Here is a 14,027-nt window from a genome sequence, read left to right as displayed (position 1 = left end):
CCGCGCCGGCGCCGGCCAGCGCGGCCGTGCGCGCCGCGGCCAGGCTGGCCAGCACCGCCAGCCCCAGCGCGCCGCCCATCATGAAGGCGGTGTTGACCACGCCGGACGCCAGGCCCGACTGGCTCGGCTCGACGTCGCTCATGGCGGCCAGCAGCATCGGGTTGAAGGCGATGCCCGCGCCCAGGCCCAGCAGCAGCATGCCGGGCAGCACGTCCGCCGCGAAGTGGCCGTCGACCGGGGCGCGCGCGAACAGCGCCAGCCCCAGCGCCGCCAACAGCAGCCCGGTGGCCAGCGGCCCGCGGATGCCAAAACGCATCACCAGCTTGGCCGACAGCCCCAGCGAGAACGCCGCCATGATCAGGTTGGCCGGCAGGAACGCCAGCCCCACCTGCATGGCGTCGTAGCCCAGCACCAACTGCATGTACAAGGCCGAGACGAAGAACCAGGCGAACATGCCCGCGGCCCACAGCACCCCGACCACGTTGGCGGTGGCCACGTTGCGCAGGCGGAACAGCGCCAGCGGCATCAGCGGTTCGGCCACGCGCGCCTCGATCGCCAGGAACAGCGCCATCAGCAGCGCGGCCGCGCCCAGCAGGCCGAGCGACTGCGCCGAGGTCCAGCCGGCCTCGTTGCCGTTGACCACGGCATACACCGCCAGCATCAGCGACGCGGTGACGGTCAGCGCGCCGGCTACGTCGAGCCGGCCGCCGCCGGCCGCGCCGCGCGCCGCCGGCAACAGCCGCAGGCACAGCGCGTAGACGGCCACGCCGATCGGAATGTTGACCAGGAAGATCCAGTGCCACGACAGTTTGCTGGTCAGCAGCCCGCCCAGCAGCACGCCCAAGCTGCCGCCGCCCGCACAGACGAAGCCGTACACGCCCATGGCGCGGGCGCGTTCGCCGGCCTCGGTGAACAGGTTCATGATGAGCGACAGCGACACCGCCGACACCACCGCGCCGCCCAGCCCCTGGGCCGCGCGCGCGGCGATCAGCAGCCCCTGGCCCCGCGCCAGCCCACAGGCCAGCGAGGCCACCGTGAACAGCACCAGGCCCGCCAGGAACATGCGCCGGTGGCCGAGCAGGTCGCCCAGCCGTCCGCCCAGCAGCAGGAAGCCGCCGAAGGTCAGCATGTAGGCGTTCACCACCCAGACCAGCGAGGTCTCGGTGAAATGCAGGTCTTCGCGGATCGAGGGCAGGGCGACGTTGACGATGGTGGTGTCCAGCACGATCATCAATACGCCCAGGCACAGCACCATCAGTGCCCACCAACGTTGCCTGCCCTGTATGCCATGCGTCATGGATGTCTCGCTCCATCCGCTGGTGGCGGATGCGGTTGTCAGTGGGGTTGTCAGTTGGGGGTGTCAGTGGCTGAGCCGCCCGCCGCTGACCATCCACCGCGTGTCGTAGCGATCAATCAGCGCGCCGTAGGCGTCGGCCCAGAAGGTTTTCTGGAGCGGCATGGTAACGCTGCCGCCCTCTGCCAACAGATCGAACACGCGTTGCGCGTCCGAGACCGTGGGGTAGGCCAGTGACAGCGCCATGCCCTGCTTGCCGGGGTAGGGATGGCCGGCGGTGGCGTCGCTGGCCATCAGCACCTGTTCGTCCAGCGCCAGGCGGGCGTACATGATGCGTTCGGATTCTTCGGTCGACAGCGCCGGCATGGCGGCATCGGCGGGCGCATCCGCGTAGCGCACCATGGCCTCGACGCGGCCGCCCAGCACGCGCTCGTAGAAACGCATGGCCTCGGCGCAGTTGCCGTCGAAACTGAGGTAGGCGGAAAGTTGGGGCATGGCGGGTTCCTCCTTGATGGCCGACCCTGATTCTCGCACCCATGGCGCCGTCCGGGAAACCTCTTATTGCCGCCGGTCCGCGCGCATCCCTATGATTCGGCACAGGATCAGGACTGATCCGCACGCACCGGCATGGCTTGGTGCGGCAGTGCCCCGCAGCAATGATTGCTGCCCGAACCTTCGTCTGGCTATAGAAGCCCCCGACTCACACGCGATGCGTGGTCGGGGGCTTTTTTGTTTTCCGAAACGTTGCAGGGAGATCGCATGCAAGTATCACCGCCGCCGGACGCCGCCGCGTCCGCGATCCACGTGGCCAGTGTGCAGACGGCCCCCGTCATGGGCGAGGTCGCCGCCAACGTGGCCCGTTCCATCGAACTGGTCGAGCAGGCCGCCGCGCAGGGCGCGCGGCTGGTGGTGCTGCCCGAGCTGGCCAACACCGGCTACGTGTTCGCCAGCCGCCAGGAGGCCCACGCCCTGGCCGAAAGCGTGCCCGAGGGCCCCAGCTCGCGGGCCTGGATCGCGCTGGCGCAACGCCTGGGCATCTACCTGGTGGCCGGCATCGCCGAGCGCAGCGGCGGCAGGCTGTACAACGCCGCCATCATCGCCGGCCCCGACGGCTACCTGGGCACCTACCGCAAGCTGCACCTGTGGGGCGACGAGAACCTGTTCTTCGAGCCGGGCGACCTGGGCCTGCCGCTGTTCGACACCGAATTCGGCCGGCTGGGCGTGGCGATCTGCTACGACGGCTGGTTCCCCGAGGTCTACCGCCTGCTGGCGCTGCGCGGCGCCGACATCGTCGCGGTGCCGACCAACTGGGTGCCGATGCCCGGGCAGACGCCCGACGGCCCGGCCATGGCGCACGCGCTGGCGGCGGCCGGCGCCCACAGCAACGGCCTGACGCTGGTGTGCGCCGACCGGGTCGGCGTCGAGCGCGGCCAGCCCTTCGTCGGCCGCAGCCTGATCGTCGGCTCGCAGGGCTGGACCGTGGCCGGCCCCGCCAGCCACGACCGCGAAGAGGTGCTGGTTGCGCCGGTGGACCTGGCCGCCTCGCGCCGCGCGCGGCAATTGAACGACTTCAACCACGTGCTGCGCGATCGGCGCCGCGACCTTTACGACGAACTGCTGGGCGCCGCCGAGGCGCCGCGGCAGCGTTGACTACAACGGCGGACAGCCGGCCCCCAAGGAGAAATCCCCATGAAAAAACCCACTTGCAGCTTCCTCATCCGACTTTCCTTCATCGCCGCGCTGACCGGCGCGGCGGGCGCGCACGCGGCCGACCCTTTGCGCATCGGCGTGCCGGTCGGCCTGTCCGGCGCCAACAGCGTGGTGGCGCCCGGCGTGGTGCAGGCCTCGCAACTGGCCGCCGATGAAATCAACGCCGCCGGCGGCATCCTCGGCCGCCAGGTGGTGCTGGAGATCGCCGACGACGCCTCGGGCGCGGTCGGCGCGCAGAAGGCCTACGACACGCTGGTGTTCCAGAAGAAGGTGGACGCCATCATCGCCATGGAAACCAGCGCGGCGCGCAACGCCGCGCTGCCCATCGTCTCGCGCGGCAAGGTGCCGTACATCTACACCTCGTTCTACGAAGGCCGCTCGTGCAACCGCTGGATGCACGTCAACGGCTGGGTGCCCGAGCAGCAGGTGGCGCCGGTAGTGGACCACTTCATGAAGGAACGCGGCGCCAAGACCTTCTTCCTGGTCGGCAGCGACTACGCCTTCGGCCGCGGCATGCTCAAGTTCACCCGCGAATACATCGAGAAGCAGGGCGGGCGCGTGGTGGGCGAGGAATACCTGCCCATCGACGGCTCCGACTGGACCCCGGTTGTGTCGAAGATCCGCTCGGCCAACCCGGACGCGCTGATCAGCTCCACCGCCGGCGGCGGACCCAACGTCAGCCTGGCCAAGCAGGTCAAGGCGGCCGGCCTGACCATGCCCTACGGCAACCTGGCGATCGACGAAGCCACCGCCAAGACCATGGGCGACACGGCGATCGGCATGTACCTGTCGGCCTCGTACCTGACCAGCATCGATACGCCGCAGAACCGCAAGTTCCTCGACGGCCTGAAGGCCAAGTTCGGCGCCGACGCCAAGACCGCCAACGAGTTCTCGGGCCCGCAGTACGAAGCCTTCTTCCTGTACAAGGCGGCGGTCGAGAAGGCCGGCAGCCTCGATCCGCAGAAGGTGGTGCAGGCGCTGAGCGAAGTGTCGTTCGACGGCCCGCGCGGCCCGGTCAAGATGGACCGCCAGCGCCACGCCGCGCTGACCATGCGGCTGGGCCAGGTGCAGCCGGACGGCTCCATCAAGATCCTGCAGACCTTCGACCAGGTCGATCCGGGCGCGCAGTGCCCCGACCTGAAGTAACGCGGTAAGCCACACCCTGCGCGCCGCCGGTCCGCCGGCGGCGCAGGAGAACACAATGGGTTTGATGCTGGACATCCTGAGCACGGCCGCCATGCTGTTCATCGTGACGGCCGGGCTGATGATCATTTTCGGCGTGATGAAGATCGTCAATTTCGCCCACGGCGCCATCATCACGCTGGGCAGCTACGCCGCCCTGGTGGTGACGCGGCTGGGGCTGGACCCGTGGCTGGCGCTGCCGTGCGCGCTGGTGGCGGGCGTGCTGGTGGGCATGCTGGTCGAGCGCCTGATCGTGCAGCCGCTGTACAAGCGGCCGCTGGACGCCATCCTGGCGACCTGGGGCCTGGGCATCGTGATCGGCCAACTCATCACCATGGCCTTCGGCCGCGAGGTGCAGTTCGCCGATGCGCCGATCCAGGGCGCGGTGCCGTTCCTGGGCACCGAATACTCGGCCTATCGGCTGTTCCTGGTGCCGGGCGCGCTGCTGCTGTACGTGGCGCTGACGCTGCTGCTGAACGGCACGCGCTTTGGCGTGCGGACCCGCGCCGTCATCATGAACGAGGACCTGGCACGCGGCCTGGGCATCAACGCCGAACGCATCCGCTTCACCACCTTCGCGCTGGGCGCGGGGCTGGGGGCGCTGGCCGGCGCGCTCATCACGCCGCTGTCCAGCGTCGATCCGAACATGGGGCTGCCGTGGCTGGTCAGCGCCTTCATGCTGGTGATGGTGTCGGGCAACTCGATCACCGCGCTGCTCCTGACCTGCCTGGTCTATGGCGCCTGCCAGGTGCTGGTGGGCGTGTTCATCAGCCCGATCCTGGGCGGCGTCACCATCGCGGTGCTTGCGGCCCTGACCCTGCGGCTGCGTCCCAAAGGATTCGCCCATGACTGATTCCTCCCTTGCGCAACCGGCGCTGGCGACCCGCGCCGACCCGCGCCGCGCCGCCCGCGGGCGCGACCTGCTGTGGCTGGCTATCGCCTGCCTGGCGCTGACCGTGGCCGGCCCCTGGCTGTTCGACACCTACCTGCTGAACGTGCTGATCAAGGCGCTGTTCTTCGCCGTGGCGGCGGTCACGGTCGATATCCTGTGGGGCTACACCGGCTACCTGACCTTCGGCCAGTCGGCTTTCTTCGGGGTCGGCGCCTATGCCGCCGGACTGGCCTTCACGCACTACGGCTTCTCGCCGGGCATCGCGCTCGCGGCCGCGCTGGTGGCGGTGGGCGCGGCGATGCTGCTGGCGCTGGCCATCGGCTGGCTGTCGTTCTATCGCGGCGCCTCGCCGTTCTTCGCCACCGTGATCTCGCTGGTATTGCCCATCGTGCTGACCCAGGTGGCGCTGTCGGGCGGCACCTACACCGGTTCGTCGTCCGGCCTGACCGGCTACGACACCTTCGACCTGTCGCTGGAGGCCTGGTACGTCATCGCCGCCGGCGGCCTGTCGATCGTGGCGCTGCTGGCCTGGGTCGCGGTGCGCAGCGACGGCGGCCGCATCCTGGCCGCGCTGCGCGACAACGAGGGCCGCTGCAGCTACCTGGGCCTGAACACCGCGCACTGGCGCATCGCGCTGCTGGTGGTGTGCGGCGCGGTCGCCAGCCTGGCGGGCTTCGGCTACGGCGCCTTCAGCGGCGTGGTGGCGCCGGAACTGACCGGCTTCGTGTTCGGCACCGAACTCATCATCTGGGTGGCGCTGGGCGGACGCGGCACGGTCTGGGGGCCGGTCCTGGGCGCCGTGCTGATCAACGTGGCCGGCTCGTACCTCAGCGGCAACATGCCGTTCCTGTACCAATTGGTGCTGGGCGTGACCTTCATCCTGGTGATCCTGCTGCTGCCGCGCGGGCTGCTGCCGTTACTGCTGGCGCCGTGGCGCCGCCGGCGGCCGGCGCCGGTGCCGGAATTGGTGGCGCGCGCGCCGGCCCAGGCCGCCGCCGAAAGCGGCCTGGGCCTGGCCGGCGTGGCCAAGCGCTTCGGCAGCCTCAAGGTGCTGGAAGGCATCGACCTGCGGGCGCGCGGCGGCGAGCTGCTGGGCCTGATCGGTCCCAACGGCGCCGGCAAGACCACGCTGATGCGCTGCATCGCCGACGGCGCCGAGCGCAGCGAGGGCACGGTCGAACTCTGCGGCCACGCCGTCAGGCGCGACGGGCCGGAGCAGTGCGTGCGCTACGGCCTGGGGCGCAAGTTCCAGAACGCCAACATCTTCGACACGCTGACCGTGGCCGAAAGCCTGCGCATCGCCACCACGCTGCGCGAGCGCCCGTCATGGCGACGCCGCGCGCCCGCCTTGGCGCTGCCGGCCTACGCGCTGGAGGTGCTGCGCATGACCGGCCTGGACCAGCAACTCGACCGCGTGGCGCGCGACCTGTCGCACGGCCAGCAGCAGGCGCTGGAACTGGCCATGGTGCTGGCGCTGGAGCCGCGCGTGGTGCTGCTGGACGAACCCACCGCGGGTCTCAGCAAGGACGAACGCGCCCGCATCGGCCAGGTGCTGTCGGCCCTGGCCCATACCCACGGCCTGTGCTGCCTGCTGGTCGAGCACGACCTGGACTTCGTGGCCGAGGTGGCCACCCGCATCATCGTGCTGCACCAGGGCCGCATCGTCATGGACGGCAGCTTCCGCGAAGTAGCCGAATCCGAACTGGTGCGCACCATCTACGCCGGCAATGCGCCGGCCGCGAACAAGACCGCGCAAGCCACCCGGCAAGCTAGTCGGCAAGCCACTGAGCCACCCGCGCAGCAAGGCGCCCAATCCGCAACCCCGTCCATCCCGCCCGAAGGAGCCCAACCATGAACGCCGCCCCGGCCTTGCGCCTGGAAAACGTCGCCAGCGGCTACAAAGGCGCCGTGGTGCTGAACGACATCTCGCTGTCGGTGGCCGGCGGCGCCTGCGTGGCGCTGCTGGGCAAAAACGGCATGGGCAAGAGCACGCTGCTCAAGACGGTCATGGGCTACCTGCCCAAGCTGCGCGGCACCGTCAGCCTGGGCGGCGTCGACGCCACCCGCCTGCGGCCGCACGAAGTCGCGCGCCGCGGCGTCGCCTACGCGGCCCAGGACCAGCCGTTGTTCCCCGACCTGAACATCCGCGACAACCTGCGCCTGGGCCTGGCCAACGACCGCCTGTTCGACGAACGCTTCGGCGAAATCGCCGACTTGTTCCCGGTCTTCGCCAGCCGCCTGCGCCAGCATGCCGGCACGCTGTCGGGCGGCGAGCAGAAGATGCTGCTGGTGGCGCGCGGCCTGATGCAGCGGCCGGCCCTGTTGCTGCTGGACGAGATCACCGAAGGCCTGCAGCCTTCGGTGATCGAGCGGCTCGGCCGGGCGCTCAACTGGGAACGCGAGCGGCGCGGCACCTCCATGTTCATCGTCGAACAGAACGTGGCCTTTGCGCTGGACGTGGCCGACCGCTACCTGGTGCTCAAGCAGGGCGCCATCGTCGACCAGGGCGAGGCTGGCGCGCCCGGGGCCGCCGGCCATATCATGGACCACTTGAAGGTATGAACCGTCCCGGCGCCCGCGGCGCGCCGGCCACGATCTTGCAGAAGGAAGCCCCTATGACCTCCCGCACTGACAGGGACGCCGCCACGCCGGGATGGCGCATCGGCGTGCTGTATTCGCGCAGCGGCGTGACCGGCACCACCGAATCGCAGCACTTCTTCGGCACCGTGCTGGCGGTCGAGGAAATCAACGCGCTCGGCGGCGTGCTGGGCCGGCCGCTGGAACCGGTGGTCTACGACCCGCGCAGCGACGCCGAGGAATACCGCCGCCTGGCCGCGCGGCTGCTGCTGGACGACGAGGTCAACGTGATCTTCGGCGGCTGCACTTCGCACTGCCGCAAGGCCATGCTGCCGGTGGTCGAGCGCAACAACGCGCTGCTCTGGTATGCCTCGGTCTACGAAGGCTTCGAGTATTCGCCCAACATCATCTACACCGGCGCCGCGCCCAACCAGGGCAGCATGCAACTGGCCGCCTACCTGATCCAGCACTGCGGCAAGCGCATCTTCCTGGTGGGCGCCGACTACATCTATCCGCGCGAAACCAACCGCATCATGCGCGACACCGTCGAGGAGCATGGCGGCGAGATCCTCGACGAAACCTACCTGCCGCTGGGCTGCGACGAAGGCGAGATCATCGACGTGGTGCGCGACATCCGCCGAATCAGGCCGGATGTGGTGTTCTCCACCCTGATCGGCGACGACGCCCAGCGCTTCTACCGCCGCTACCACGCCGCCTGCGAGGCCGACCCGGGCGCGCCGCACATCCCCATCGCCAGCCTCACCATGGCGGAATCCGAGGTGGCCGAGATCGGCCCGGCCCTGTGCACTGGCCACATCACCGCCGCCACCTACTTCAATACCGTCGATTCGCCCGCCAACGCCCATTTCCTGGACCGCTGGCGCGCCCGCTTCGGCGACCGCCCGGCCAGCGTCTACGCCGAGGCCTGCTACAGCCAGATGCACCTGTTCGCGCGCGCCCTGCAGCGCGCCGGCAGCCTGGACACGCGCAAGCTGGCGCAGGCGGTGCACCAGGTGGGTTTCGACGCGCCCGGCGGCCGCCTGACCATCCTGGCCGAGAACAACCACAGCGTGCTGACCCCGCGCATCGGCGTCTGCCGCGCCGACGGCCGCTTCGACATCGTCTGGGCCAGCGGCGAACCGGTCAAGCCGGACCCCTACCTGACGGCTTTCGGCCTGGACGAGTTCTGGTTGGCGTGATCATGGACCATAGCCTCCGCCGCCTTTACGAAGACCTGCGCAGCGTGGCCGTCGCCGTGGCCTATCCGCCCGGCGAAGACCGCGACCTGCTGGTCGAACAGCTCAAGCGCATCGGCTGCCGCATCCACCTGGTCTGGCCGTTCCCCGACAAACCGCCGGCGGGCGCCGACGTGGTGTTCTTCCAGGTCTCGCAATGCGGCCAGAACTCGTTCGCCTGGTCCGCCAGCGAGGTCGACGCCACCCTGATCGCGCTATCCGAATACGAAACCCCCACCACCTTGAAGCAACTCCTCAAGACCAACGCCCACGGCGTGCTGACGCGGCCGTTCCGCTCGGCCGGCATCCTCAGCACCCTGGTGCTGGCGCGCTCGGCCAAGCAGTTCCAGAACCGCCAGCAGAACAAGATCGACAAGCTGGAAAGCACCATCAAGGCGCGCCGCGTGATCGAAAAGGCGATCCGCGTGCTGATGGACCACCAGCGCCTGGACGAGCGCGCCGCCTACGAACACATGCGGACCCGCGCCACCGGCCTGCGGGTCAGCGTGGCCGAGGTCGCCGCCATGATCGTCGAGGCCAGCGAAGCCATGGAAAAACTGGGCCTGGGCGGCGCGCGCCCCGACCCGCAGAACAACAGCAACAACGGAGGCAAGGCATGAAAGTCATGATCGCCCGCATGAACCACGAGACCAACACCTTTTCGCCGGTGCCCACGCCGCTGTCCGCCTTCGGCAACGACGGCCCCACCTACGACCGCGCCGCCTACGAAGAGAACCACGGCAAGCGCACCGCCATGTCCGCCTTCATCCACCTGGCCGAAGCGCGGGGCGCCACGCTGGTCACGCCGGTATCCGCCACCGCCTACCCCAGCGGCCGCGTCGACGGCCAGGCCTATCGTGAATTGTGCGACCGCATCGTCGCCGCCGCCGCCGGCTGCGACGCGCTGCTGCTGGACCTGCACGGCGCCATGGCCGTCGAAACCACCGACGACGGCGAAGGCGACCTGCTCGAACGCCTGCGCCAGCAAGCCCCCGGCGTGCCGATCGCCGTCGCCCTGGACCTGCACGGCAACGTCACCCAGAAGATGATCGACAACGCCGACGTCATCGTCAGCTTCAAGACCTACCCGCACGTCGACATGTACGAAACCGGCGAACACGCCGGCCGCCTCCTGTTCGACTGGCTCGCGGGCGGTCCGCGCCCGCGCCTGGCCTGGCGCCGCCTGCCGCTCATGAGCCACACCCTGCGCAGCAACACCGCCGAAGGCGCCATGCGCCGCGCCGTGCAGGCCGCGCGCGGCGCCGAGGCCGGCGGCATGCTGGCCGTGTCGGTGCTGGCCGGCTTCGCCCTGGCCGACATCCCCGACCCGTGCCTGAGCGTGGTGGTGGTCGCCGCCGGCGACGCCGAGGCCGCCGAGCGCGTCGCCGCGGGCCTGGCCGCCGCCATCTGGGACGACCGCGACGGCTTCGTCTACGAAGCCGAACCCCTGGCCGCCTCGCTCGAACGCGCCGCCGCCCTGGCGCGCGGCGCCGACCGTCCCGTGCTGCTGCTGGACCACGGCGACAACTGCATGTCCGGCGGCACCTGCGACACGATGGACGTGCTGGTCGCCGCCGTCGACGCCGGCCTGACGGGCATCGTCGCCGGCCTGTACTGCGACCCCGAAGCGGTCGCCGCCATGATCGCGGCCGGGCAGGGCGCCCGGGTCGAACTGCCGGTCGGCAACAAGCTGCCCATCCCCGCCATCGGCCGGCCCGCCGCGCCGGTGACGCTGACCGGCGTGGTGCGCGCCATCACCGACGGCAGCTACGTCATCACCGGCCCCACCTACACCGGCCAGACCGCCTGCATGGGCCGCAGCGCCGTGCTGGACATCGGCGCCGCGCAACTGGTCATCACCGAACGCACCCACGAACCCTGGGACCTGGGCGTTTTCGAGAGCCTGGGCATCGACCCGCGCGCCGCCCGCTTCATCCTGGTCAAGTCGCGCATGTACTGCCGCCCGGTGTTCGTGCCCATCTCGTGCGCGCTGATCGAATGCGACAGCCCCGGCGTCACCAGCTCGGACTTCTCGCTATTCCCGTACCAGCGGCGCAACCGGCCGCGCTATCCGCTCGATCCGTTCAAGCCGGCGCAGATGTCGGCGTAGGGTGGGGCGGATGTCGCCCCGCGCCTTGAACCGCGCCGGGCTTTCCAGTTCAATGGGACATTGCGCGGGCGGCACGCCGCCGCCCGGCCCCTTACCCGTTGGAGTGGCATATGGCTACGGTGCATCTGCTGTCGGATGAAGAAGCGCGCAGGATCCCCGAGGCGTGGGCGGTGTTCGAAGACATCCGCGCCACCCGCAAGTCGGATTTCGTCAACAATTTCTGGCGCGCCCTGGCCAACGACCCGCCCCAACTCAAGCGCGTCTGGGAGCAGCTCAAGCAGGTCATGATGGCCGACGGGGAAATCCCGCCCCTGGTGCGCGAGATGATCTACATCGCGGTATCGACGGCCAACGGCTGCAGCTACTGTATCCATTCCCACACCGCCGCCGCCCGCGCCAAGGGCATGACCGACGGCCAGCACGCCGAACTGCTCGCCGTCATCGGCATGGCCGCCCAGACCAACGCGCTGGTCACCGCCATGCAGGTGCCCGTCGACGACGCCTTCACCGTGAAGTAGGGCGCCGCCATGGCGACCATTCCGCTGTTCCCGCTGTCCAACGCGCTGTTCCCCGCCGGCGTGCTGCACCTGCGCATCTTCGAAGTGCGCTACCTGGACATGATCCGCCGCTGCATCGCCGACGGCGCCGAGTTCGGCGTGGTCGCGCTGCTGTCCGGCAACGAGGTCCGCTCGCCCGAAGGCCAGGAGGTCCTGGCCGACACCGGCACCCTGGCCCGCGTCGACGCCTGGGACGCGCCCATGCCCGCCTTGCTGCAACTGCGCTGCGTAGGGACGAGCCGCTTCCGCCTGGTCTCCAGCCAACTGGCAAAATACGGTCTTTGGATGGGCGAAATCGAACCCATCCCCGACGACCCGCCGCTGCCCGTGCCGGCGCCGCTGCAACCCTGCGCCGACGCCCTGGGCAGGCTGGTGGCCCAATGGCAGCAGGAAGGCGTGCCCGCCGACCGCATGCCGGTGGCGCCGCCGTACCGGCTGGATGAATGCGCCTGGGTGGCAGACCGCTGGTGCGAACTGCTGCCGCTGCCGGCGGTCGACAAGACCCGGCTGCTGGCGCTGACGGACCCCCGCGTTCGCCTGGAGGCCGTGCGCATCGCGCTGGAAGGGCCGCAGGCCTAGCCAGCGGCGGGCGGCGCTTGAATGTTTTTTGGACACCATGGATATCAGGATTGACGAAGGCCTGCGCGCCTATATTGACCCCTTGACCGACGACGAGCGCGAGGCGCTCGAACGCAGCCTGCTGGCCGAAGGCTGCCGCGACGCATTGGTGCTGTGGGGCGACCTGCTGATCGACGGCCACAACCGCTACGCGCTGTGCATGAAGCACGGCATTCCGTTCGAAACGCGCCAGAACACCTCGTTCAAATCGATGGACGACGTGCATCTGTGGATGATCGAGAACCACCTGGGCCGGCGCAGCGTGTCGGACTTCCAGCGCGGGGTGCTGGCGCTGCGCAAGAAGGAGATCCTGCAATCCCGCAGCGTGCCGCCGTGGGAAGACGACGGCAGCACGCCGCCGCCTGAACCGCCGCCCATCCCGCCGGCCGCCGCGCTGAGCCGTCAGGCGCTGGCGCGCGAGGCGCGCATCAGCAGCAACACGCTGGGGCAGATCGAGAAGATCCAGAAGGCCGCCGCGCCGGAACTGGTGCGGGCGGTGAAGGATGGGGCGATTTCCATCAACGCCGCGGCGGCCGTGGCGACGTTGCCGCCCGAGCGGCAGGCCGCGGCGGTGGCGGGCGGCAGAAAGGAATTGCAGCAGGCGGCGCGCGAAGTGCGCCAGGCCAAGGCGCCGCCGCCGAAAGAAGCGGTGCCGGATATCCCGATCGAGAATATCGCGGATTTGCCGGCGGAGGTGGCGCGGTTACGGGAGTTGCTGGCGCGGCTGACGGACGAGCGGGATCAGTTGAAGAAGAAGGTGATGCATCTGACGGTGGCGCTGGCCGAGGCCAGGAATGCGTCGGCGGGGGCAGGGGACGATTGACGGGCGCATATTAATTATTCGCGGCTAGAACTTATCAAACACGACGACCATCCTATGCCCCAGGACTTTTCCCAGTTCCAGGGCAAGTGCGTCCCCTACGCCAGGACCATCGAACCCAAACGCGAGGTTTCCCAACCCCCATGCGAGCGGCAAGAATCGCCGGGCCAGGCGCATGGCTGACTGATGAAAAGGCCATCCAACGCATGCCGCTGTCGGCGAAGGCGGGCGCGTCTTCAAGAGTGACATCGAGATCGACGATGTAGATCGGGGAGTCGCTCATCGGTTGCAATCTTGTCGAGAATTGGCCTGACAGCCCTTATTTGGTAAAAGCAAAGTTGATCAGAACCTGAGGAATCGTTGGCTGCCATGTCCGAACCCTATTCCGCCTTTCTCAACCTCCAGATGCCCCGCGAGAATCTTGCCAGATGGCTCGCGGCCCCGGCGCCGGCGGCATCAAGATGGTCGGACTGGCGTGCCATCGGCGGCCAGTGGTATCTCTCCGAAGGCAAGGATCTGGCTGCCTCCAGCAATCAGGATCTGGGCAGGCTCATTGCGGAATGCGACGCTATGCTGGCTCGCCATCCGGACAACCGCGCGGCCCTGGGGGCCATCCTGGCATCCGCGGAGGCCGAGAACATCAAAGTGGCGGCCTACGATCGTACAGGAACGCGCTTCGTTGCAGGCTCGCTGACCTATTCCGAAAACCTCTACGACCTCATCGTCTTTTTTTCGATAGCGCGCGGAGCGGCCGATTTTCTCGAGGCGGATGGCCGTGGCCTTGCGGTGGTTCACGACTATCTCTGGGGCGAGGAAGACGAACGAAAAACGGTGGCGGCGCTGGAACTCGCCGCAAACGGCGGCTCCGTATTCCTGGCGTCCGAAGCACTCGGCCAAGCCGCAGGCGCATTCGAGGCCATGGTGGACGCGATGCTGGAAGGCAAAGAGGACCCGGAGTTCCACCCGCGCAATCAACTCGACCATCTCTGAGACCGGACCTGCGTCCAGCAGGGACAACGCGTACACACGACA

General features: G+C 69.1%; 14 protein-coding genes. 12 read left to right on the top strand and 2 right to left on the bottom strand.

The window, feature by feature from the left end:
* Positions 1-1,297 (bottom strand): MFS transporter (locus HV783_RS23490; RefSeq protein WP_175189967.1); only part of this gene is annotated, 1,297 nt, incomplete at its 3' end.
* Positions 1,298-1,360: 63 nt separating this feature from the next.
* Positions 1,361-1,789 carry a VOC family protein gene (locus tag HV783_RS23485; RefSeq protein WP_175167429.1) on the bottom strand — a complete coding sequence of 143 codons (429 nt, stop codon included), beginning with the start codon at positions 1,787-1,789 and terminating at the stop codon, positions 1,361-1,363.
* 264 nt (positions 1,790-2,053) lie between these two features.
* On the opposite strand from HV783_RS23485, the gene HV783_RS23480 reads away from it, so the two are divergent.
* The 12 genes from HV783_RS23480 to HV783_RS23425 all read left to right on the top strand — a co-directional run bounded on the left by HV783_RS23480 (position 2,054) and on the right by HV783_RS23425 (position 13,985).
* A complete protein-coding gene (locus HV783_RS23480; protein WP_175189966.1) occupies positions 2,054-2,944 on the top strand; it encodes a nitrilase family protein in 891 nt (296 codons plus the stop codon).
* Positions 2,945-2,983: 39 nt separating this feature from the next.
* Positions 2,984-4,150, top strand: a complete 1,167-nt coding sequence (locus tag HV783_RS23475; protein ID WP_175189965.1) for a substrate-binding protein — start codon at positions 2,984-2,986, stop codon at positions 4,148-4,150.
* Positions 4,151-4,205: 55 nt separating this feature from the next.
* Positions 4,206-5,039, top strand: a complete 834-nt coding sequence (locus tag HV783_RS23470) for a branched-chain amino acid ABC transporter permease (RefSeq protein WP_054502773.1) — start codon at positions 4,206-4,208, stop codon at positions 5,037-5,039.
* On the top strand, positions 5,032-6,933 hold the full coding sequence (locus tag HV783_RS23465; protein WP_144658112.1) for an ABC transporter permease subunit: 1,902 nt from the start codon (positions 5,032-5,034) through the stop codon (positions 6,931-6,933). The genes HV783_RS23470 and HV783_RS23465 overlap by 8 nt, the downstream gene beginning before the upstream one ends.
* A complete protein-coding gene (locus tag HV783_RS23460) occupies positions 6,930-7,640 on the top strand; it encodes an ABC transporter ATP-binding protein (RefSeq protein ID WP_054502771.1) in 711 nt (236 codons plus the stop codon). The genes HV783_RS23465 and HV783_RS23460 overlap by 4 nt, the downstream gene beginning before the upstream one ends.
* Before the next feature lie 53 nt (positions 7,641-7,693).
* Positions 7,694-8,854 carry a transporter substrate-binding domain-containing protein gene (locus HV783_RS23455; protein ID WP_144658111.1) on the top strand — a complete coding sequence of 387 codons (1,161 nt, stop codon included), beginning with the start codon at positions 7,694-7,696 and terminating at the stop codon, positions 8,852-8,854.
* 2 nt (positions 8,855-8,856) lie between these two features.
* The gene (locus HV783_RS23450; RefSeq protein WP_024069053.1) at positions 8,857-9,510 is read left to right on the top strand and encodes an ANTAR domain-containing response regulator; all 654 of its coding nucleotides are present in this window, start codon (positions 8,857-8,859) and stop codon (positions 9,508-9,510) included.
* Positions 9,507-11,000 (top strand): M81 family metallopeptidase, encoded by a 1,494-nt coding sequence (locus HV783_RS23445; protein ID WP_175189964.1) that lies wholly within the window; start codon positions 9,507-9,509, stop codon positions 10,998-11,000. The genes HV783_RS23450 and HV783_RS23445 overlap by 4 nt, the downstream gene beginning before the upstream one ends.
* A 110-nt stretch (positions 11,001-11,110) precedes the next feature.
* Positions 11,111-11,518, top strand: a complete 408-nt coding sequence (locus tag HV783_RS23440; RefSeq protein ID WP_026384362.1) for a carboxymuconolactone decarboxylase family protein — start codon at positions 11,111-11,113, stop codon at positions 11,516-11,518.
* Positions 11,519-11,527: 9 nt separating this feature from the next.
* The gene (locus HV783_RS23435) at positions 11,528-12,136 is read left to right on the top strand and encodes an LON peptidase substrate-binding domain-containing protein (RefSeq protein ID WP_054502769.1); all 609 of its coding nucleotides are present in this window, start codon (positions 11,528-11,530) and stop codon (positions 12,134-12,136) included.
* 37 nt (positions 12,137-12,173) lie between these two features.
* Positions 12,174-12,998 carry a ParB N-terminal domain-containing protein gene (locus tag HV783_RS23430; RefSeq protein ID WP_006386271.1) on the top strand — a complete coding sequence of 275 codons (825 nt, stop codon included), beginning with the start codon at positions 12,174-12,176 and terminating at the stop codon, positions 12,996-12,998.
* A gap of 366 nt (positions 12,999-13,364) precedes the next feature.
* Positions 13,365-13,985 carry a hypothetical protein gene (locus tag HV783_RS23425; RefSeq protein WP_175189963.1) on the top strand — a complete coding sequence of 207 codons (621 nt, stop codon included), beginning with the start codon at positions 13,365-13,367 and terminating at the stop codon, positions 13,983-13,985.
* Positions 13,986-14,027 lie beyond the last annotated feature (42 nt).

The organism is Achromobacter dolens (genome assembly GCF_902859745.1).
In the GTDB taxonomy this organism is placed as follows: domain Bacteria; phylum Pseudomonadota; class Gammaproteobacteria; order Burkholderiales; family Burkholderiaceae_B; genus Achromobacter; species Achromobacter dolens.
The sequence above is the reverse complement of the archived record's forward strand: the minus strand, read 5'-3'. Positions and strand labels throughout refer to the sequence as shown.